Below are 21,704 nucleotides of genomic sequence, written 5' to 3'. Positions count from 1 at the left end.
CTAATATCAATAATACATTCTCAAATCTCTCAAAAAATGTTTAATTTCGCAACAAACAACAATCAAACATATTATATTTATGAACAAAGATGTCGTTATCGTTTCAGCAGTAAGAACTCCAATTGGAAGTTTTTTGGGAAGCTTATCTACAGTACCAGCAACAAAATTAGGAGCTGCTGCTATTAAAGGAGCTTTAGACAAAATTAACCTAAAACCAGAATTGGTTGATGAAGTTATTATGGGAAATGTTGTACAAGCCGGTAACGGACAAGCACCAGCTAGACAAGCTGCAATTTATGCTGGAATACCAAATTCAGTACCTTGTTCTACTGTAAATAAAGTATGTGCATCGGGAATGAAAGCCGTAATGCAAGCTGCACAGGCTATTCAATTAGGAGATGCAGAAATTGTTGTTGCCGGTGGTATGGAAAACATGAGTTTGATTCCGCATTATTACCATGCAAGATCAGCTACTAAATTTGGACCTGCTACATTAGAAGATGGTATGCAAAAAGATGGTTTAGTAGATGCTTATGATAACAATGCCATGGGTGTAAGTGCAGATGCTTGTGCTACTAAATATGAATTTTCTAGAGAAGATCAAGATGCTTTTGCTGTTCAATCTTATGAACGTTCTAAAGCCGCTTGGGAAGCTGGTAAATTTAAAGATGAAGTGATTGCAGTTGAAGTACCACAACGTCGTGGAGAACCTGTAATTGTGGATACAGATGAAGAATACACCAATGTAAAAATGGATAAAATTCCGGCTTTACGTCCTGCTTTTACTAAAGACGGAACAGTTACTGCCGCTAACGCATCTACAATTAATGATGGTGCTGCTGCATTAGTCATTATGATCAGAGAAAAAGCTGAAGAATTAGGATTAACACCTTTAGCAACAATAAAAGGATATGCCGATGCTGCACAAGAACCTAATTGGTTTACTACAGCACCTGCAAAGGCTTTACCTAAAGCATTAGCAAAAGCTAATCTGGATATAAACGCTATTGATTTCTTTGAATTTAACGAAGCATTTTCTATCGTAGGTTTAGCCAATATGAAAATTTTAGGATTGAATGATAATAACGTTAATGTAAACGGAGGAGCGGTTTCTTTGGGTCATCCCTTAGGTTGTTCTGGGGCTAGAATCTTAGTGACTTTAATTAACGTATTACATCAAAATAATGCAAAACTAGGAGCAGCTGCTATTTGTAATGGTGGTGGAGGTGCTTCTGCAATGATTTTAGAACGCGCTTAACAAACCCCTATGCAATACGGCATTTGCAATCTTGGAATTGTACCTATTAGAATTGAACCTAGCGATACCAGTGAAATGGTAACGCAGGCTTTGTATGGCGATTATTTTAAAGTGTTAGAACAACGCAAAAAATGGAGCCGTATTCGTTTTGCGTACGATAAATACGAAGGGTGGATTGATAATAAGCAATATTTAGAAATTGAAGAAGCTCATTATAATGATTTGTCTAAATCTGAAATTAACCTTTCTAAAGATTTAATCGAGTTTGTATCTGATGATACTGATAACCTCTACCCTATTCCTGTTGGATCTGAGTTAAACGGTATAGATATATTGAATCATCATTTCGACGGCATTGCTTTAACCTCTAAAAGTGCTAAAGAAAACATTGTAAAATCATCATTTTTATATTTGAATGCTCCTTATCTATGGGGAGGTAAAACACCTTTTGGTATTGACTGCTCTGGGTTTACCCAAATGGTTTATAAATTGAATGGTTACAAAATTCTAAGAGATGCTTCAGAACAAGCTAAACAAGGTGAAGCTTTAAGTTTTATTGAAGAAAGTGAGCCTGGAGATTTAGCCTTTTTTGATAATGCAGAAGGAGATATTACACATGTTGGCATTATAATGGAAGACAATTATATTATTCATGCACACGGAAAAGTAAGAATTGATCGTTTAGACCACAGTGGTATTTATAATATTGACAAAAATGCACATACACACAAACTAAGAGTTATTAAAAAGATTATTTAAAAATAATAGCTAAAAAACGCGACTATAATTGTCTTTACTTTAATTCTTTTTATTTACAATTTTCAACTTTAAATAACGTAATTACTACACTAAAAAATAACACTTTACCTCAAAAAAAGCACCTACTCTAACTTCAACGATATAGATAAGGTAACACTTTTGAATAAAACCTTACAACTTTAAACTTTTCCCTTACCTTTGCACGTTCTTTTTTTACAAATAAAAAACTGTAAATAAAGACTAAACAAGAATACTTATTATGAGATTACATAGAAATTTATGCTTTGCAGTGATTGACGGATTACACCTTATTTTTAATGAAGGTGAATATGCTGATAAAGTAATACAACAATTACTAAGACGCGATAAACGTTGGGGAAGCAGAGACAGAGGTTTTGTTGCAGAAACGGTTTACACTATCGTTCGCTACCAAAGATTATATGCAGAAATAGCTGATGTTAAAGGGCCATATGATAGAGATAACCTTTGGAGAATTTTTGCGGTTTGGGCAACACTAAAAGGAATAAAATTACCTGATTGGAAATACTTTGCAGATACACCTTCAAGAAAAATCAAAGGTCGTTTTGATGAATTATCTAAAACAAGAAAATTCAAAGAATCTATTCCGGATTGGATTGATGAATTAGGAGTTTCAGAATTAGGTGAAGCAGAATGGACAAAAGAAATTGCTAAACAAAACGAACAAGCAGAGGTGATTCTTAGAGTTAACACTTTAAAGACTAACAAGCAAGATTTACAATTAAAGTTAGAATCTGAGAGTATTGAAACTGATTTGTTACCAGATCATCCTTCAGCATTAAAACTTAAAGAGCGTGCTAACGTTTTTGTTACTGAAGCTTTTAAAGACGGATGGTTTGAAGTACAAGATGCTTCTTCTCAACTTGTTGCAGAATATTTAGACGTAAAACCAGGGATGAAGGTTGTAGATGTTTGTGCTGGTGCAGGTGGTAAAACTTTACACTTAGCCTCACTTATGGAAAACAAAGGGCAATTAATAGCAATGGATATTTACGAAAGTAAATTGAAAAAACTAAAAATTAGAGCTCGTAGAAATGGTGTTCATAATATTGAAATGAAGGTTATTGACTCTACTAAACCAATTAAAAAACTTCATGGCAAAGCTGATCGTTTGTTAATTGATGCGCCATGTTCTGGATTAGGTGTTTTAAGAAGAAACCCTGATGCTAAATGGAAATTACAACCCGAATTTATTGAAAATATCAAAAAAATACAACAAGAGGTTTTAGAACAATATTCTAAAATGGTAAAATCTGGTGGTAAAATGGTTTACGCAACATGTTCTGTTTTACCTTCTGAAAATCAGAAACAAGTTGATAAATTCTTAAAATCTGAAGCAGGACAAGATTTTACTTTTGTAAAAGACAAAAAAGTTTTAGCCTATAAGTCTGGATATGATGGATTTTACATGGCTTTGTTAGAAAGAAAATAACCAAATCATTTTTAAACAAAAATCTCGAATGAAAAACTTTTACTTACTAAGCATAACTTTACTAATCTCCTACATTGGGTTTGCTCAAATTCCATCTAACTATTATGATGATGCAGAAGGTTTAACAGGTTATGATCTAAAAACAGCATTGAAAACCATTGTTACTGATGGTCATTCTGATCAAGGATATGGATCATTATATTTTGGATATGAAACGACTCATGTAGATAATGTACAAGATGGTGGCTATGAAAATGACGGATCTGTTTTATTATTTTATACTGAAAATCCTAACGGAACTGACGCGTATGGATATCAACAAGGTTCTAATCAATGTGGTAATTACACACAAGAAGGCTCTTGTTACAATCGTGAGCATTTAGTACCGCAATCTGCTTTTGGAAGTGCTTCTCCAATGAAAAATGACATACATCACGTTATTCCTAGTGATGGCTATGCTAACGGAAAACGAGGAAATCTTCCTTTCGGAACAGTAGGATCTGCTGATTGGACCTCTTTAAACGGGTCGAAACAAGGATCTAGTAATGTTTCTGGATATTCAGGAACTGTTTTTGAACCTATAGACGAATTTAAAGGAGATATCGCTAGAGCAATACTTTATTTTGCCACACGTTACGAAGATAATATGGATAACTATGGTGGTTTTGCTATGTTTAATGGAACTGAAAACCAAGCACTTTCTGATTGGGCTATTACCATGTTATTAGATTGGCATTATAATGTAGATCCTGTAGATCAAGTAGAAATAGAACGAAATAATGCTGCTTATAATTACCAAGGTAATGCTAATCCGTTTGTAGATCATCCAGAATATGTTAACCTTATATGGAATCCAACGACAGATACAGAAGCTCCTACTAATCCATTAAATTTAGTCGCTTCTAACTCTACAGATTATAGTATTACTCTAACTTGGACAGCATCTACAGACAATATCGCTGTAACATCTTATGATGTTTATATTGATGGGACTTATAGTTTTAACTCCGCTAGTACAACTGCTACAGCATCAGGATTAACGCCTGATACTAATTACTGTTTTACTGTTAAAGCTAAAGATGCAGCAAATAATATATCTGGTTTTAGCAATGAAGATTGCGAAACTACAACTAATAATGGAAGTGTTAGTGGTGAAGATTGTTTAGCTGAAACTTTTGAAAACTTAGATACTTCAATTAGTTCTTATTCAAATATAGACTGGACAGGTGACAATGGAGGAAGTTGGAGTGCTACAGATGCCAGATCAGATCAACAAATTATTAATCCTTCTGCTGCAATTACTGTAAGAAATGGAGTTTTAACCCTTCCTTCAACTACAGGTGGAATTGGTTCTTTAACCGTAACAACTAAACGTGTATTTTCTGGATCTGATGGAACTTTTAATGTAAACGTTAATGGAAATTCAGTAGGAACTATTTCTTACACGGATACAGAACAAACGGTTACAATTTCAAATATTAATATTGAAGGTAATGTATCTGTAATTATTAACAATAATAGTGGTACTGGAAATAGAGTTGCTTTTGATGATTTATCATACACATGCTATTCTGCATTAGGTGTTGAACAAAACACCTTAGAAATAGTAAATCTGTACCCTAACCCGGTAAAAGATAACTTAACGGTAAATTTAAAATCTGAAGTTAATACCAATATTGAAATTTTTAATATTCTTGGAAAACGTGTTTTTAATAACATGATTACTAAGACGAGTACATTAAATGTTCAAAGTTTAAAAACAGGTATTTATATTGTGAAAATCACACAAGGCAATTCTACTATAACGAAGAAACTTGTAAAGAACTAAAAAAAGCAGATTTATAGATATAAAAAATGGTCGGAAGAAATTCTGACCATTTTTTATATCTATACTTTTCTATATGCATCTCACAAAAGAAACTAGTTAGCTTCTTTGGGTACTCTAAAAAGCAAAAGGATTCCGGCTATGAAGAAGACAACCAAAAACAAAATTGCATTTCTCATGCTTCCTGTAATCTGATCTATTGTTGCAAATATGACCATTCCGATAACGATTCCTATTTTTTCAGCAACATCATAAAAACTAAAATATGAAGTTGTATCTTCTGTTTCAGGTAAGAATTTAGAATATGTAGATCTTGCCAAAGACTGCACACCTCCCATTACTAAACCAACAAGTGAAGCTGCAAAATAAAACTCCATAGCACTTTTCATAAAATAGGCATAAAAACATAAGCCCATCCAAAAGAAATTAATAACAATTAATGTTTTTATATTTCCAAATCTAGCAGATGCTCTAGACGTTAAAAACGCACCTAAAATAGCAACAACTTGTATGATTAAAATACTTGATATTAGTCCAAATGTTTTAGCATCAGCACCACCCCAAGCAATCTCTTCTTCTCCAAAGTAAACTGCAACTAACATAATAGTTTGTACAGCCATACTAAACACAAAAAAGGCGACTAAATAACGTTTAAGTCGTAGATTCTGCTTCAACTGTAACCAAACTTGTCTTAATTCTTTAAGACCATTAAAAACAACATCTTTAGTTACTTTACCACCTTTAGAAATTCCTTTTGGTAAAATGTAAAATGTATATTGACTAAAAATAATCCACCATAAACCAACGGTTATAAAAGAAATACGCATGGCTTCAAATGAAGCACTATTTTTAGCTTCTTTTAAAGCTTCTGCAATTTCTTTTTCTGTTCCTGTTTCTAATAACGTTTTAGAAATACTAATATCAAAACCAAAAAAGTTAGGAAACATTACCATAGCTAAATTTAGTACCAGAAGTAAAACACTCCCCAAGTATCCCATGCTAAAACCTTTTGCACTAATGCTATCTTGTTGTTCTGGAAAAGCAATATCTGGCAAATATGAATTGTAAAAAACTAAACTTCCCCAATAGCCTATTAATCCCATAAAATAAAACAACAGACTGATATGAATACTATCTAAACTAAACCAATATAAACCTATACAACCAAGTGCACCGACATAGCAAAAGAATTTCATGAAAGTCTTTTTATTCCCAACATAATCGGCAATACCGGAAAGAATTGGAGAAAAAATAGCGACAATTAAAAACGTAAATGCTGTAACGTAAGTAATTAGTGCAGTACTTTTAAAAACCATTCCAAAAGCAGAAACATTCTTCTCTACTTGTGAAACAAATAAAGCCGAGTAAAATATTGGGAATATGGAAGAAGCAATTGTTAAGGTATAAACCGAATTTGCCCAATCGTAAAAAGCCCAAGCATTAAGAAGTTTTTTACTCCCTTTTTGAAGTTGATCCATAAGAATTATATCGTTAATTGTTTACTTGATAAAGTGAAACTTTATACTGAGTTTACATCACTTCATCAAAAAAAATCAAAAAAAAAAGCCACTCAAATTGAGCAGCTTCGAAAGTAATCAAATATTATTAAAATTTTAATTTATAGCTCTAAATGATGTTACACCAAATTTAGCAGCCTCTTCTTTTGCTTTTGGAGCTAAAGCTTTTAAATTTTCTATTCTAGAGTCATTACTAGGGTGTGTACTCAAAAATTCTGGAGTAGAAGAGTCGCCACTATTTGCTTTCATACGCACCCAAAGTTCTGCTGCTTCATCTGGGTTATAACCTGCAATAGCCATAAGATAAACTCCTATTTTATCTGCTTCTGTCTCATTACTTCTACTAAAAGGTAACATACCTCCAACATTAGAAGCGATACCAAAAGCTTGGTTATAAATACCTAAGTTTTTATCATCTGCCAAAGCCACATTACCAGCAAGAGATATACCTTGTTGAATATAAGCAGCACTCATTCTCTGTTGTCCATGATTAGCAAGTGCGTGGGCAACTTCATGCCCCATAATTGCTGCAACACCTGTTTCATTAGCTGCAATAGGTAAAATCCCTGTGTAAAAAGCTATTTTTCCTCCTGGCATACACCAAGCATTAACTTCATCTGATTCTATAAGTGAATATTCCCATTTATAATCTTCTAAATACCCTTCAAAACCATTCGCTGTTAAATAACGCTCGGCTGCAACTGCTATTCTTTGTCCTACTCGAGTAATCATCTCTGCATCTGATGTTCCTGTAATAACTTTATTTTCTGTAAGAACCTGGCTGTATTGTGCAAAAGCTGATGGAAACAATTCATCATTACCAACAAATGCCATTGTTTTTTTCCCTGTAAAAGGGTTTGTAGCGCATGAAACTGCCACAATGACTATCACAAAACTCAATATTATTTTATTTAGCTTCATATTTAATTCTTTTGTAAATATTATTATTTTCAACGATACTATTAGGACACAAAATTAGGCAATAAGTCACTATGATTTTACCTTTAATCCTTTAATATGTAACTGAGAAAAATTCTTATCGACTATAATATATTCAATATTGTCAATTTTTTGACTCTTATAATCTACTTTTTCATTATCTAAATATACTTCATAAATATCAAAAGGTAACCCATGAAGTTGAATTTTAAACGTCTCATAAGGTGTCACAAATTTGCCTTCCTTATATTGATTAATAATTAATTCATTTGATTTCCCTGTTAGATTAAAGTTTCTTAAGCTGTAACGCCCTTTAGTATAATCGAACCCATCATTTGCATCACTAAAAAGTTCACTTTCTTCTTTCCCTTTTTTATAATAAACATCTAGGGTAATTTCTGTAATTTCTTTCTCTCCAACGTATTGTTGAATAGGATATTTTGGAATTATAGCTCCTGCTTTAATATAAATAGGCATACTATCTATATCTGCATCAACCCACATTTCTTTTCCTCCTTTTACAACATTGTCTGTCCAGAAATCATACCATTGTCCTTTAGGAATATACATTCTACGTCCTTTAGCATTAGGCTCTAAAATAGGACAAGCTAAAATTTGTTCTCCAAAAATAAATTCGTCAGTTCTATAATGTGTTTGCACGTCTTCTTGATCGTATAAAACTAAAGACTTTAATAACGGTGTTCCGTGATCTACATAATTCCAAAATGCAGTATATAAATAAGGTAATAATTGATATCTAATTTCAATAAACTTTCTTACAATATCTGTAACATCTTCATCAAAAGCCCAAGGTTCTTGATCACCATGATCACCAGAAGAATGTACTCTAAAAAAGGGATGAAAAATACCTAATTGAATCCATCTTGTAAATAATTCTCCTTGTGGTTGTTCTGCAAACCCTCCAATATCACTACCTGCAAATGAGAAACCAGACATTGCCATACGTTGTGCTTGGATATTTGCAATCCATAGATGCTCCCAAGTTGCTACGTTATCTCCTGTCCATGTTGAAGTATAACGTTGTGTACCAGAATAGGCAGAACGCGTAATAACGAATGGACGTTTTGGAAATGAGTATTTTTTTAAACCTTGATACGTTGCTCTGGCCATCTGCATCCCATAAATATTATGAGCTTTTCTATGGCTACAAGGGTTTCCGTCGTAATCGTGACGTACATCATTAGGGAATGTTTTATTAGGAACTTCCATTACGGCTGGCTCATTCATATCATTCCAAACCCCTTTAACTCCTATATCTTCAATTAATTCTTGAAACAGTCCTGACCACCAATCTCTAACTTCAGGATTTGTAAAATCAGGAAAATAACATTCTCCTGGCCATACTTTACCTTTCATATAATCGCCATCGGCACGTTTACAGAAATAATCTTTCTCTAAAGCTTCATTAAAAACAGAATACTCTTTGTCTATTTTAATTCCTGGATCAATAATAGCAACGGTTTTAAATCCATCATCTAATAATTCTTTAACCATTCGTTTTGGATCCGGGAAATATTCTTTGTTCCAAGTGAAACATCTAAAACCTTCCATATAATCGATGTCTAAATAAATAGCATCACAAGGAATTTTAAGTTTTCTAAAGGTTGATGTAATTTCTTTTACTTTACTTTCAGGGTAATAACTCCATTTACATTGGTGAAATCCTAATGCCCAAAGTGGTGGTAAATGATGTGGTTTTCCGGTTAAATCTGTATAACTTTCTACGACGTCATTCATTTTAGGTCCATAGAAAAAGTAATAATTCATCTCCCCTCCTTGTGCCCAAAAGCTTGTTACATTTCTACGTTCGTGTGCAAAATCGAAAGACGATTCAAAAGTATTATCAAAAAATATTCCGTAAGCTTTTCCTTTGTGCAAACCTGTGTAAAAAGGAATGGCCTTATAAATAGGATCTGTATCTTTTCCGAAGGCATAAGAATCTGAAACCCAATTGCTATAACGCTTTCCTTTTAAATTAAGATGATTTGGCTTATCTCCTAGCCCGTAATAACTTTCTCCATCATTAGAGACTTTACTCATTTTTACAACATTCCCTCCATGCTCGTAACTTTCTTCCCAATGGAATCCACTTTCATCTTGACTTATTAAAACACCATCAACAGCATCGTAAATAGAAGTACGCATATCGTCTTTAGAAATTTCGCACCTTAATTTTGATGTTGTAACGACATAGCACGTTTCTTTCTCTTCAATTTCTAGTTTATTATAACCAATACTTGCATATTTAGTGATAGCATATGAAAAGTCATTATTAAAATTACCGACTGTTGTATACCTAAATCTTAGCAAACTATCTCTTACAACAGTTAATTCTAAAATAACATCATTATTTGCAGTGAAGTATAACTTATCAACGTCTTTTTTAAAGTCTATGATTTTTGAAGGAAATAGGTTTCCTTTATTTTCTAATTCTGTATTTATAATCATAAGTCAATTTTTTAAGCAAAAATTACTAACAAAAAAACGGAAAAAAACCAACATTAAAAAGGGTTCTGTTTGGTTATTAAATATTATTATCAACTATAACGTTTTCGAATTAATTATTGATAAAAAATCAATACTTATATTATTAATAACAAATACGCAATCAATAATTTATACCTAAAAAAGGTATAAATAGATACTTACAAAAACTTAATTGTTATACTTTCTATTTTTTAATTTCCAGAAAAAAGGGAATTATTTATTCCTTTTAATGAAATCCAAATTTTGTAACTACTAATGTAATACAACCAACTACCATTAACACATATAATAATCTCAATTTTAAGTTATGGCATAAAAGCAGTCCACAAATTGACAATAACGCCATAAAACCTGTTTCTAATCTTGTACATAATACACCTAAAATCATCATAACAAAAAGTAAGTGAGTCCAAGTATTTTTAGGTTTAACAAGTATGAATAAAGCTACCAAAAATTCAACAAAAATAGTTACCCAAGCAAATACCAAACTAACACTAGCTTGATGTGGAATAATAGTCTTCAATTCTATTTTTTTATATAAATTTGGATTTGTATTATTTAAGTCTAAAAAACTTTGATAATTACTTTTTATCAACTCGAATTTTTCAGGAAAAAATCTAAAAAAAACGCGGAATAAACCTCCTTTATTCATCATATCGTAATAAAAATCTCCATTAATAAACTGACTTGACATCAATTTCTGAACAACAGAGGTTATTACTACTACAACTAATAGCATTTGGATATTTTTTTGTAAAATTTCAGTACGTTTATGGTAAAAGTAAAGCAATACCGAAAGTACCATGTATAAAAGCATAAAATGGTGATTAGCAACACCAAAATACAAATTACATAAATCAACAATAAGGATCATAAAAAGCATAATCCAAATAATAGGATATTTGGTTTTATTACCGAAAAAAAACCAACTTAATAAACCAATAATAAGCAAAGGAATTTTCCAAATACGGAATTCTTCGGCCATGATTATAATATAAACACCAACAAGTAATAGCAACAACTGTAATGCCAACGCAATGTTGTTTTTTAGCCTTTCTTCTATCGTCATCCAATATTTCACAATTCAGAGTTTTTTAAGTAAATTTCATCTATTAAAACTCTTGTATATGTGTTATCTACCCTGCTAATAGCGGGCTTCCATATCTGTATATGAACACTATCTTTATCTCTTGTTTTTAAAACTAATATTGCTGCTTTTTTTAGGTTCGTTTTATTAGGCATTAATTTTAAGCGATCAAATATGCTTTTCATTTCACCTTTCTTACCAATTAAAGAATCTACAGACATTCCTGGTATATATATTTGATTGTATTGATAATGAATACCTGTATACATACCGTATCCTCCACCTTTCCATGCATTTAGATTTTGAGTATTAACAAAAAAGAAGTGAATAGCAATAACCAAAACAGCAAGGCTTGGAATGCTATATTTTAAAATATACTCTTTTGTTTTTTCAGTCATAAATTATGATTAAACTACAATATTAACATTATTTAGATGCTCTACTGGCTAAAATAATAAGACCTTTAAGATTAGGAAACCTTAAAAGCCTTTTTATTTATTACAGTAAAACCCTCTTAGATTGAGAAACTAACAGGGCTATGGTTTTATTATTTAGAATACTTAAATACCACCATTCCTAAAGGAGGAATAGTTATCTCTATAGATTGATCTCTATAATTCCAAGAAATAGCTTTTGTTGTTTTTAATTTATTTTTATACTGACCTGTACCAAAGTATTTCTCAAGATCGCTATTAAAAACTTCTTTCAACTTACCTTTTCTTGGTACTCCTAATTTATAGTTTTCTTTAGGATTTGGCGTCATATTACAAGCTATAATTAAATCTTCTGCTTTATCATTTCCTTTTCTTATATAAGTGAAAACTGAATTTTTAGAATCGCCATAATCAATCCACTCAAAGCCGTCTATTGAAAATTGCTTTTCATATAATGCAGGTTGTTTCTTGTATAATGTATTTAAATCTTTTATTAATTGTTGTACCCCCTGATGAGGACTAAATTCTAATAAGTGCCAATCGAGACTATTTTGAAAATCCCATTCGTTACTTTGTCCAAATTCTGAGCCTTGAAACAATAAATTAGTTCCTGGATGTGTAAACATATAACTGTATAAAAGTCTCAAGTTTCCAAAGCGTTGCCACTCATCTCCTGGCATTCTTCCTAAAATAGATTTTTTACCATAAACCACTTCATCATGACTTAACGGCAACATAAAATTCTCTGTAAACGCATACGTCATAGAGAATGTTAAATCATTTTGATGATATTCTCTGTAAATCGGTTCTTTTGCAAAATACTGAAGCGTATCGTGCATCCAGCCCATCATCCATTTCATTCCAAAACCTAAACCTCCCATAAACGTTGGTTTAGATACCATAGGAAATGCGGTAGATTCTTCTGCTATAGTTTGTACATCTGGAAAAGAAGCATAGACAGCTTCATTCATTTCTCTTAAAAATGACATGGCTTCTAAATTTTCGTTTCCACCATATATATTTGGTTCCCATTCGCCATCTTCTCTACTGTAATCTAAAAACAGCATAGAGGCAACAGCATCGACTCTTAAGCCATCGGCATGGTATTGATCTAACCAAAATAAAGCATTACTGATAAGAAAAGACTTTACCTCATTACGTCCGTAATTAAATATTAAACTTTTCCAATCCTGGTGATAGCCTTTTCTTTTATCTGGATGTTCGTAAAGTGCAGAACCATCAAAGAATCCTAGACCATGAGCATCTTCTGGAAAATGAGAAGGTACCCAATCTAAAATAATTCCGATATCGTTTTGATGTAATTTATCGACTAAAAGTTTAAATTCTTCAGGATAACCAAATCGAGAAGTTGGTGCAAAATACCCTGTAACTTGATAGCCCCAAGATGGATCGTATGGAAACTCCATAATAGGCATTAATTCTACATGTGTAAAATTCATTTCTTTTACATAGTTGACCAATTCATCTGCCAATTCTACATAAGAGAGAAATCGATTCTCTTCAATTTGCTTTTTCCAAGAGCCTAAATGAACTTCATATACAGAATATGGTGCATCTAAAGCGTTATGCTTAGTTCTCTTTTTTAACCATGTTTTATCTTTCCATTTATAATCATCTTCCCAAACAATAGATCCTGTGCTAGGATTATGTTCGCAGCGTCTTGCATAAGGATCTGCTTTTTCGGTAACAATACCATTATTATTGCTATGGATTTTGTATTTATAGATACTTCCTTTATTGACATTAGGAATAAAACCTTCCCAAATTCCACTAGAATCCCAGCGGACGTTTAAAAGGTATTCTCCATCCTTCCAAAAATTGAAATCTCCTACCACAGAAACCTGATTAGCACTAGGTGCCCAAACAGCAAAATAAGTGCCTTCTACGCCATCTACAGTTGTTAAATGTGATCCAAAATTCTCATATAAACGATAATGTTTACCGGATTTAAAAAGGTTGATATCAAAATCTGTAAAACGACTGTGTGCGATTACTTTTCCCATAAATTAAAGTACAAAACCTTTAGGAATAACAACTCCTTTTTTAATGACTACAATACCTTCTTTTATGACATAAGTATCTGTTTCTGTATCTTCAAGATGTGCTCCACCATTAATTCTTACATCATCACCAATACGCACATTTTTATCTATAATTGTATTTTTAATATAACAACGCTCCCCTATTCCTATTAAAATTTCGGTATGATTTTTATTAATTCCAGCTAAAGATTCATAATCATCATTCCCCATCATATACGTATTAATTATGGTAGAATCTTGACCAATACGCGAGCGAATACCAATTACTGATTTTTCAATTTTAGCTGCACCTATAATACAACCTTCTGCAATAACAGCTCTATCTAAACTTGTTCCTGATATTTTAGATGTAGGAAGTATACGAGCATTAGTATAAACACGTTGTTTAGAGTCATAGAGATTAAACTGAGGCATGGCATCTGTTAAACCAATATTAGCTTCAAAAAACGAATCTATATTTCCGATATCTGTCCAGTATCCTTCAAACGGATAACTTACTGTTTTATATTTTTCTATAGATTGTGGAATGATTTCTTTACCAAAATCCACAGTACTTTCATCTGCCATAAGCTCAATAAGCAACTCTCTATTAAACACATAAATCCCCATAGAACCTAAGTATTCACGACCTTGACTTTTCATTTCTTCTCCAACATCAGATTTCCAATCGACTAATAAATCTGAAGAAGGTTTTTCTATAAATGAAGTAATTAAATTGTCTTCATTAGATTTTAAAATTCCAAAAGAAGTTGCATCTTTTGCATTTACAGGATAAGTTGCTACAGAAATATCAGCATTACTTTCAATATGTTTTTCAATAATATCATTGTAATCCATTTGATACAGTTGATCACCAGAAAGTATTAGAGCATACTCAAAATCATGTTGTAAAAAATGATCCATGCTTTGTCTAACAGCATCTGCTGTACCTTGAAACCACTTATCACTTTTTATCGTTTGCTCAGCTGCAAGTACATCTACAAATGCCGAACTAAAAAAACTAAAGTTATATGTGTTTTTAATATGCCTATTTAGAGAGGCAGAATTAAACTGCGTTAAGACATACATACGTTTCATCCCTGAGTTAATACAATTAGAAATAGGAATATCTACCAACCTGTATTTACCCGCAATTGGTACTGCTGGTTTAGATCTTTTTTCAGTTAATGGGTAAAGCCGAGATCCCTGACCTCCTCCTAAGATAATTGATAATACTCTGTTGTTAATCATATTGTTTATTAGTTTATTGAGTTGTATAAGTTTATGTAGGCATTAGCTGAGGCTTTCCATGAGTGATCTAAACTCATGATGAATTTTCTATTGGAGTTAAATTGGGTTTTATTCTTATAAAAATCTAATGCGCGATTAATCGCATTATTAATATCGGTAATTGTAACTTCGTTATGACATATTCCGAAACCATTATTATTTATATCTACAACGGTATCTTTAAGTCCGCCAATACTTCTCACTACAGGAACTGTTCCATATCTCAAGCAATACATTTGATTTAGTCCACAAGGTTCTACGCGAGATGGCATAATTAAAAAATCTGCACCAGCATAAATAATATGAGACAGTTTTTCGTCATAACCAATGTAAACATTGTAATTTCCTTTGTATTCATTTTTAAGAGCATTAAGCTGCTCTTCTGTTTCTTTAAGACCAGAACCAAGAAGTAAAATATTTGCTTCCTTATCTTGCAATATGCTTCGAAATACTTCAGGTAATAACTCCGCTCCTTTTTCTCCTACCAAACGACCTATAAATGCTACTAAAGGTTTATTTTCATCTAAATTAAAGGTATCGCAAAGCCATCTTTTATTTCCATGCTTACCTGAAGCTACTGAGGCTTGATTATAATTATCTATAATAAAAGCATCGGTTTCAGTATTCCAAACATCTGTATCAATTCCGTTTAAAATCCCAAAAGACTTAGCACTTTCATTCGCTAACAAATGCTCTAATCCGTTAGCATTTTTTTTCAATTCTTCCATATAACTTGGAGAAACTGTAGTTACTCTCCAAGCACATTTTATAGCTGCCGCTAGTGGATTTATACTATTATCCCAATCTAATAATCCTATATTTTTCATATTGAATTCTGGAATTTTATATAAATGTTCATAAGACATCCAACCTTGGTATTGTGCATTGTGAATGGTTGTTATAACAGGTATTTTATTTAATAATTGGTATTTAAAGGATTCTTGAGCCATAAAAGGAATTAATCCTGTATGGTGATCGTGACAATGAAGAATATCTGGTTTATTTTCTAAAGTTAAAATCCAATCTAATGCCGCAATTTGAAACGCTAAGAATCTATCGATATCGTTTTCGGAATACACATAGTCTTTATAGAGTAAATCCTCTACATGCACAAAAAACACATCAAAATCTAAACTATCATCTGCTATTTTTAAGATACTGTAAGGATACTTTACATTCCCCAGATCAATTTCATCATTAAAAACAGTTATAAATTTATGAGCCTTTGTAAAGTTATTATTATAAAATGGCATTATTACAGCACTGTCTTCACCAACTTCATTTTGGTACTTAGGCAAAGCCCCTACAACATCTGCTAAACCTCCAATTTTAGCAATAGGATAACATTCTGCACTTAAATGGAATATCTTCATTTATACAAACAATTTTGTCTATAAATTTAACATTTTTTTTTCATAAAAAGTCAAGCTTTTAGTAAATAAATTAAGAGACTATCGTAATTATCAAAAGACTATTACGACTTAAATAGCAAACTGTATAAATAAACTTATAAAATGAAAAAATACTTCATAATTGCCTTAATTACATTATTTTTTAGTTGCAATAGTTCTGCTCAGAAAAGCAATCAAAAAGAAAACGAAAAAGTAACTTTTAATGTTACCAAAACAGAAGCTGAGTGGAAAGCTCAACTGACCAAGGAGCAATATTTTATATTAAGAGAAGCTGGTACTGAACGTCCTTACTCTAGTCCTTTTAATAATAACCACAAAAAAGGTGTTTATCATTGTGCTGCTTGTAATGTCCCTTTATTTAAAAGCGAACATAAATTTGAATCTGGTTCTGGTTGGCCAAGTTTTGATCGCGTTATAGAAGGTAATGTTGCTTTTGGTACAGATACCAAAATTGGATATACTAGAGATGAAGAACATTGTGCTAATTGTGGCGGACATTTAGGACACGTTTTTAATGATGGACCAAAAGAAACGACAGGAAAGCGCCACTGTATTAATGGTGATGCACTAACCTTTGTAGCTGCCAAGGAATAATTTGCTATAAAAAAGCTTTCCCAGAAGCATTTAGAACTACGCTTCTATCCTTTTTAATTAAAAACATTCTAAATATTAAATTATACTAATTTAGTATAATTTAAACACTCTAGATTGTGGGGTTATGTTTTTGGAATTTCTTACTTTTGTAATTAGAAAAATTCAATAATTCAATAAATAAAACTTACCCATGAGTAAATACGATATTATAGTATTAGGAAGTGGTCCTGGTGGCTACGTAACAGCAATTAGAGCATCACAATTAGGATTTAAAACTGCAGTTGTAGAAAAAGAAAGTCTTGGTGGTGTGTGTTTAAATTGGGGTTGTATCCCTACAAAAGCTCTTTTAAAATCTGCTCAAGTATTTGAATATTTAAAACATGCTGGAGATTACGGATTAAAAGTTAAAGATGCAGAACATGATTTTGATGCTATTGTAAAGCGTAGTCGTGGAGTTGCTGAAGGCATGAGTGGCGGTGTTAAATTCTTAATGAAAAAGAATAAAATAGACGTTATTGAAGGTTATGGAACTCTTAAACCAGGGAAAAAAGTTGAAGTTGACGGAAAAGAATATTCTGCTGACCATATTATTATCGCTACAGGTGCACGCTCTCGTGAACTTCCTAGCTTACCACAAGATGGTAAAAAAGTAATTGGTTACAGACAAGCCATGACTTTAGAAAAACAACCTAAGAAAATGATTGTTGTTGGTTCTGGAGCTATTGGTGTTGAATTTGCATATTTCTACAATTCAATAGGAACTGAAGTAACTATTGTTGAGTATTTAGATAAAATTGTACCTGTTGAAGATGATGACGTTTCTAAACAATTAGAGCGTAGCTTTAAAAAAGCAGGAATTAACATTATGACTTCTGCAGAAGTAACTTCGGTTGATACTTCTGGATCTGGTGTTAAAGCAACTATAAAAACTAAAAAAGGAGAAGAAGTACTAGAAGCTGATATTGTATTATCTGCTGTTGGTATTAAATCTAATATTGAAAACATCGGTTTAGAAGATGTTGGTATCGCTGTTGATAGAGATAAAATCTTAGTTAACGATTTCTACCAAACAAATATGCCTGGTTATTACGCTATTGGAGATGTAACTCCTGGTCAAGCTTTAGCACACGTTGCTTCTGCTGAAGGGATTCTTTGTGTAGAAAAAATTGCTGGACAACATGTTGAAGCTTTAGACTACGGAAATATTCCTGGTTGTACGTATTGTTCCCCAGAGATTGCTAGTGTTGGTATAACAGAAGCACAAGCTAAGGAACAAGGCTTAGATGTTAAGATTGGTAAATTCCCTTTCTCTGCATCAGGAAAAGCTAGTGCAGGTGGTAACAAAGAAGGTTTTGTAAAAGTAATCTTTGATGCTAAATATGGCGAATGGTTAGGATGCCATATGATTGGTGCTGGTGTTACAGATATGATTGCTGAAGCTGTTTTAGGTCGTAAATTAGAAACAACAGGACACGAAGTATTAAAAACAGTTCACCCTCACCCTACTATGAGTGAAGCGGTAATGGAAGCTGTTGCTGCTGCTTATGATGAAGTAATTCACCTATAAGCTAGAAGCTAGAAGCTAGAAGCTAGAAGCTAGAAGCTAGAAGCTAGAAGCTAGAAAAATAAAAAAGTTCCAGAATTATATTCTGGAACTTTTTTTATGCAATTAAATGAATTGGATATAATTTAAAACATAAATCCAAGACCTAATTGTAATACTTCATTTTTACCATCTACATTTTCGAAAAGCGTATCGTCTTTAAAAACACTTGATAATCCCATAGTATAACGGGCACTAACAAAAAAACCTCCATCAAACTTATAAGATGTTCCAAATGCTAAACTTGTATCAAAATCCTTCACATAAGAATCGTCTTCATTGATTTCAAAATCACCACCATCAGAGTTAGGTTCAGAATCAAATTCTTCATGAATCTTAAATCCAAATTGTGGTCCTGCTTCTACACTTAAACCTTTAATTAAATAAACTTTAAGCAACAAAGGAACCTGAATATAGTCTAACTGATATTCTATATCTTCACTGGTATTAAAAAATCGATCTTCGGCTTGTACAACATTGAAACCTTGACCTGAGTAAAACACTTCTGGTTGAAATGAAATTCTTTCCGACAATGGAATTTCAGCAACTAATCCTGCATTAAAACTTGTTCTTGAATCTACATCTTCAAAATCATCTCCTGTAATTTTAGAGAAGTTAACACCTCCCTTTGCTCCTAATTGCACAGCTTTAGAATCTGATTGCGAATACGAATAACTAGATGATAATGTGAATATAAATACGGTTGCAAATACAATTAAATTTCTCATAATTATTATTGATTTATTTTGGTTAATACCACAAAACTAAAGAGCTAAACACCAATAAAACAAGGCTTAACAGCAGTTTAACAACTTTCGTTTTTTAGTCAAAAAACAATCGGAAATCAATTACAATAGGTTAAACTCTATGAAGAAAAAGGTTAACTCATTTGTAAAAAAAGACAAGAATTTATAATTTATATCCTAATCCTAAAAACAATACGTTGGGTGAAATTTCTTCAAAACCGATGGTGTATTTCATATGAAGATCTAATTTTGAAGTTAAATTATACGCAAAAGCTAAATCTGCTCTAATTTTTAATTTCGTATAAAAAAAATTAAGAAAATAATTTATACTAGGACCAACAAGAATATTAAAATCCTCATCAAAATTATATTTGAGATAAATAGGAGCATTTAAAAACTTAAAATCTCCAAGACCTATAAAAAGTAATTCGGTTTGTAAATTAAAACCATTTTCAATTTCAAAATCAACAAAGCAGCCTGCATAATATCCGAGTTCTACTTCTTGGTTAGATCCAAAAGAACCTTCTTCAACATTAAAAAAAGTTAAATTACCCCCTCCTTTAATTCCAAATTCTGATTGCGCTTTCAAACCATTAAAACAACCTAGGGTTATTAAAATTAAGACTGTAAAAATAAAGCGCTTCATATATAAAAATTTAAATATTCTTAATAAATCACATACACCAAAAGATTAAAATCAGCTTAAAAAGCTCTCAATAGCCAATTCATAGCTTTGCAAACCAAAACCTAAAATGACTCCTTTTGCATTAGGTGATATGTAAGATTGGTGTCTAAATTCTTCTCTAGAGAACGTATTAGAAATATGAACTTCTACAACAGGTGTTGTCACTCCTTTAACAGTATCTCCGATACCTATAGATGTATGCGTATAGGCAGCTGCATTTAAAATAATACCATCATAAGTAAAACCTACTTCTTGAATTTTATCAATAAGCTCTCCTTCTATATTAGATTGAAAATATGCTAAGTCTATATTGGGATATTTTTTAACTACAGAATCAAAAAACTCCGTAAAAGTCATACTTCCATAAATATTAGTTTCTCTTTTACCTAACAAGTTAAGGTTTGGTCCATTTATAATGATTAGCTTTTTCATCTATATATTATATATATTTAATTGTAATATGTTTTTTTGTTATAAAACATATAATTTGAAGCGGAACTTTTAACATGTGAGCTTCATAAAGTAAAGATATTAAAATATACGCATAAAAAAACCGAAGCTGATTGCTTCGGTTTTAATTTATTATGTAATTATTTCTTTTAGTTAAAGAAATATCCTACTGATACTTGAAATACATTGTTTTGAACACTATAGTCATCATCAGCATCTTTAGCTATATTTGCTAAACCTAAGTTATAACGAACAGCGAAGTTTAAACCATTATCCATTTTGTAACCAGCACCAAAGTTTAATCCAAAATCAATTGAGTTAAAATCATCTTTAACATCTACACCATCTTCTGATTCAGTGTAACTTACTTCTCCGTCAAAAGATTCTGTATAATCAGAATCAGCTTTAGCAGAAACTAAGAAACCTATTTGAGGTCCTGCTTCAATACTAAAACCTTCAGCTACATAATATTTAGCCATAACAGGAACACTAATGTAAGATAATTTTACTTCATACTCTGAAGCATAAGCATATCCAGAAAAAGATTCAGAATACTCATTACTAGCACCTTGCATAGAATATAATAATTCTGGCTGTACAGAAAATTTCTCAGAAAAAGAAATTTCAGCGACACCACCAACATGAAAAGATGTTAAACCATCAGTATCTTCAACATCACCAACAAATGTAGCAAAGTTAACACCTGCTTTAGCACCAAAAGTAACTTCTTGTGCATTTACGTTTGAAAATCCAAGAACTGCAACTGCAGCTGTAAATAATAATTTTTTCATAATTTTAAATTTATTTTTGATTAAATTGATGGTCAAAAATAGCCTTTGAAAATTGTAAAAAAAACCTTTAAATGTTAAATTTTAACGCATTTTATCGATGATTCTAGCTGGTTAATCTAAAAACACACTAACTAATTGATTTGTAAATAATTAATGAAAATCTACTTTTTTCAATAGACAAAAAAAAATAATAGACCTTATATTAAGTTTATTTTTTTATTAAATGAATAGACTAAAGGATTTTAATTTTGAAAAAAAATGTAGCTATTATAAAATTTAATAAACTACAAATT

18 protein-coding genes are annotated in these 21,704 nt (G+C 31.7%); 6 read left to right on the top strand and 12 right to left on the bottom strand.

Translation table 11 applies throughout. The features are described from left to right. Nucleotides 1-79: 79 nt before the first annotated feature. The 4 genes from H0I32_RS15420 to H0I32_RS15405 all read left to right on the top strand — a co-directional run bounded on the left by H0I32_RS15420 (nt 80) and on the right by H0I32_RS15405 (nt 5,316). On the top strand, nt 80-1,258 hold the full coding sequence (locus H0I32_RS15420; RefSeq protein WP_179314458.1) for an acetyl-CoA C-acyltransferase: 1,179 nt from the start codon (nt 80-82) through the stop codon (nt 1,256-1,258). A 9-nt stretch (nt 1,259-1,267) separates the two neighbouring features. Beyond that, nucleotides 1,268-2,017, top strand: a complete 750-nt coding sequence (locus H0I32_RS15415; protein ID WP_179314457.1) for a C40 family peptidase — start codon at nt 1,268-1,270, stop codon at nt 2,015-2,017. 259 nt (nt 2,018-2,276) lie between these two features. Then, nucleotides 2,277-3,488, top strand: coding sequence for an RsmB/NOP family class I SAM-dependent RNA methyltransferase (locus tag H0I32_RS15410; protein ID WP_179314456.1), 1,212 nt, complete (start codon nt 2,277-2,279; stop codon nt 3,486-3,488). Nucleotides 3,489-3,516: 28 nt separating this feature from the next. Beyond that, nucleotides 3,517-5,316, top strand: a complete 1,800-nt coding sequence (locus tag H0I32_RS15405; RefSeq protein ID WP_179314455.1) for an endonuclease — start codon at nt 3,517-3,519, stop codon at nt 5,314-5,316. A gap of 92 nt (nt 5,317-5,408) precedes the next feature. Here H0I32_RS15405 and H0I32_RS15400 read toward each other — a convergent pair whose 3' ends face one another. The 8 genes from H0I32_RS15400 to H0I32_RS15365 all read right to left on the bottom strand — a co-directional run bounded on the left by H0I32_RS15400 (nt 5,409) and on the right by H0I32_RS15365 (nt 16,503). Then, nucleotides 5,409-6,791, bottom strand: a complete 1,383-nt coding sequence (locus H0I32_RS15400; RefSeq protein ID WP_179314454.1) for an MFS transporter — start codon at nt 6,789-6,791, stop codon at nt 5,409-5,411. A gap of 135 nt (nt 6,792-6,926) precedes the next feature. After that, a complete protein-coding gene (locus H0I32_RS15395) occupies nt 6,927-7,751 on the bottom strand; it encodes a M48 family metallopeptidase (RefSeq protein ID WP_173588724.1) in 825 nt (274 codons plus the stop codon). Nucleotides 7,752-7,820: 69 nt separating this feature from the next. Then, nucleotides 7,821-10,238, bottom strand: a complete 2,418-nt coding sequence (locus H0I32_RS15390; RefSeq protein WP_179314453.1) for a glycoside hydrolase family 31 protein — start codon at nt 10,236-10,238, stop codon at nt 7,821-7,823. A 265-nt stretch (nt 10,239-10,503) separates the two neighbouring features. Then, the gene (locus H0I32_RS15385; protein WP_179314452.1) at nt 10,504-11,358 is read right to left on the bottom strand and encodes a hypothetical protein; all 855 of its coding nucleotides are present in this window, start codon (nt 11,356-11,358) and stop codon (nt 10,504-10,506) included. After that, complete coding sequence (locus tag H0I32_RS15380; RefSeq protein ID WP_179314451.1) at nt 11,355-11,762, bottom strand: hypothetical protein; 408 nt, start codon at nt 11,760-11,762, stop codon at nt 11,355-11,357. Before H0I32_RS15380 ends, H0I32_RS15385 begins: the two co-directional genes overlap by 4 nt. Nucleotides 11,763-11,911: 149 nt before the next feature. Further along, nucleotides 11,912-13,822 carry a 1,4-alpha-glucan branching protein GlgB gene (gene glgB, locus H0I32_RS15375; protein WP_179314450.1) on the bottom strand — a complete coding sequence of 637 codons (1,911 nt, stop codon included), beginning with the start codon at nt 13,820-13,822 and terminating at the stop codon, nt 11,912-11,914. Between the two features lie 3 nt (nt 13,823-13,825). Beyond that, nucleotides 13,826-15,091 (bottom strand): glucose-1-phosphate adenylyltransferase, encoded by a 1,266-nt coding sequence (locus tag H0I32_RS15370; RefSeq protein WP_173588719.1) that lies wholly within the window; start codon nt 15,089-15,091, stop codon nt 13,826-13,828. 8 nt (nt 15,092-15,099) lie between these two features. Then, the gene (locus H0I32_RS15365; protein WP_179314449.1) at nt 15,100-16,503 is read right to left on the bottom strand and encodes a glycogen synthase; all 1,404 of its coding nucleotides are present in this window, start codon (nt 16,501-16,503) and stop codon (nt 15,100-15,102) included. 141 nt (nt 16,504-16,644) lie between these two features. Here H0I32_RS15365 and msrB point away from each other — a divergent pair, with 141 nt between their 5' ends. Together msrB and lpdA are read left to right on the top strand one after the other, a co-directional pair. Continuing rightward, nucleotides 16,645-17,136, top strand: coding sequence for a peptide-methionine (R)-S-oxide reductase MsrB (gene msrB, locus H0I32_RS15360; protein ID WP_179314448.1), 492 nt, complete (start codon nt 16,645-16,647; stop codon nt 17,134-17,136). Between the two features lie 190 nt (nt 17,137-17,326). After that, on the top strand, nt 17,327-18,703 hold the full coding sequence (gene lpdA, locus H0I32_RS15355; protein WP_179314447.1) for a dihydrolipoyl dehydrogenase: 1,377 nt from the start codon (nt 17,327-17,329) through the stop codon (nt 18,701-18,703). 122 nt (nt 18,704-18,825) lie between these two features. Here lpdA and H0I32_RS15350 read toward each other — a convergent pair whose 3' ends face one another. The 4 genes from H0I32_RS15350 to H0I32_RS15335 form a co-directional block, all read right to left on the bottom strand. After that, a complete protein-coding gene (locus H0I32_RS15350) occupies nt 18,826-19,467 on the bottom strand; it encodes a porin family protein (RefSeq protein ID WP_173588715.1) in 642 nt (213 codons plus the stop codon). Between the two features lie 181 nt (nt 19,468-19,648). Continuing rightward, nucleotides 19,649-20,131 (bottom strand): hypothetical protein, encoded by a 483-nt coding sequence (locus tag H0I32_RS15345; RefSeq protein ID WP_179314446.1) that lies wholly within the window; start codon nt 20,129-20,131, stop codon nt 19,649-19,651. Between the two features lie 51 nt (nt 20,132-20,182). Continuing rightward, nucleotides 20,183-20,602, bottom strand: a complete 420-nt coding sequence (gene aroQ, locus H0I32_RS15340) for a type II 3-dehydroquinate dehydratase (RefSeq protein WP_179314445.1) — start codon at nt 20,600-20,602, stop codon at nt 20,183-20,185. A gap of 167 nt (nt 20,603-20,769) precedes the next feature. After that, on the bottom strand, nt 20,770-21,411 hold the full coding sequence (locus tag H0I32_RS15335; RefSeq protein ID WP_179314444.1) for a porin family protein: 642 nt from the start codon (nt 21,409-21,411) through the stop codon (nt 20,770-20,772). Between the last annotated feature and the right edge of the window lie 293 nt (nt 21,412-21,704).

The organism is Winogradskyella sp. HaHa_3_26 (genome assembly GCF_019278425.1).
GTDB classification, from domain to species: Bacteria; Bacteroidota; Bacteroidia; order Flavobacteriales; family Flavobacteriaceae; genus Winogradskyella; species Winogradskyella undariae.
This window is presented reverse-complemented; position numbering and strand designations above follow the sequence as displayed.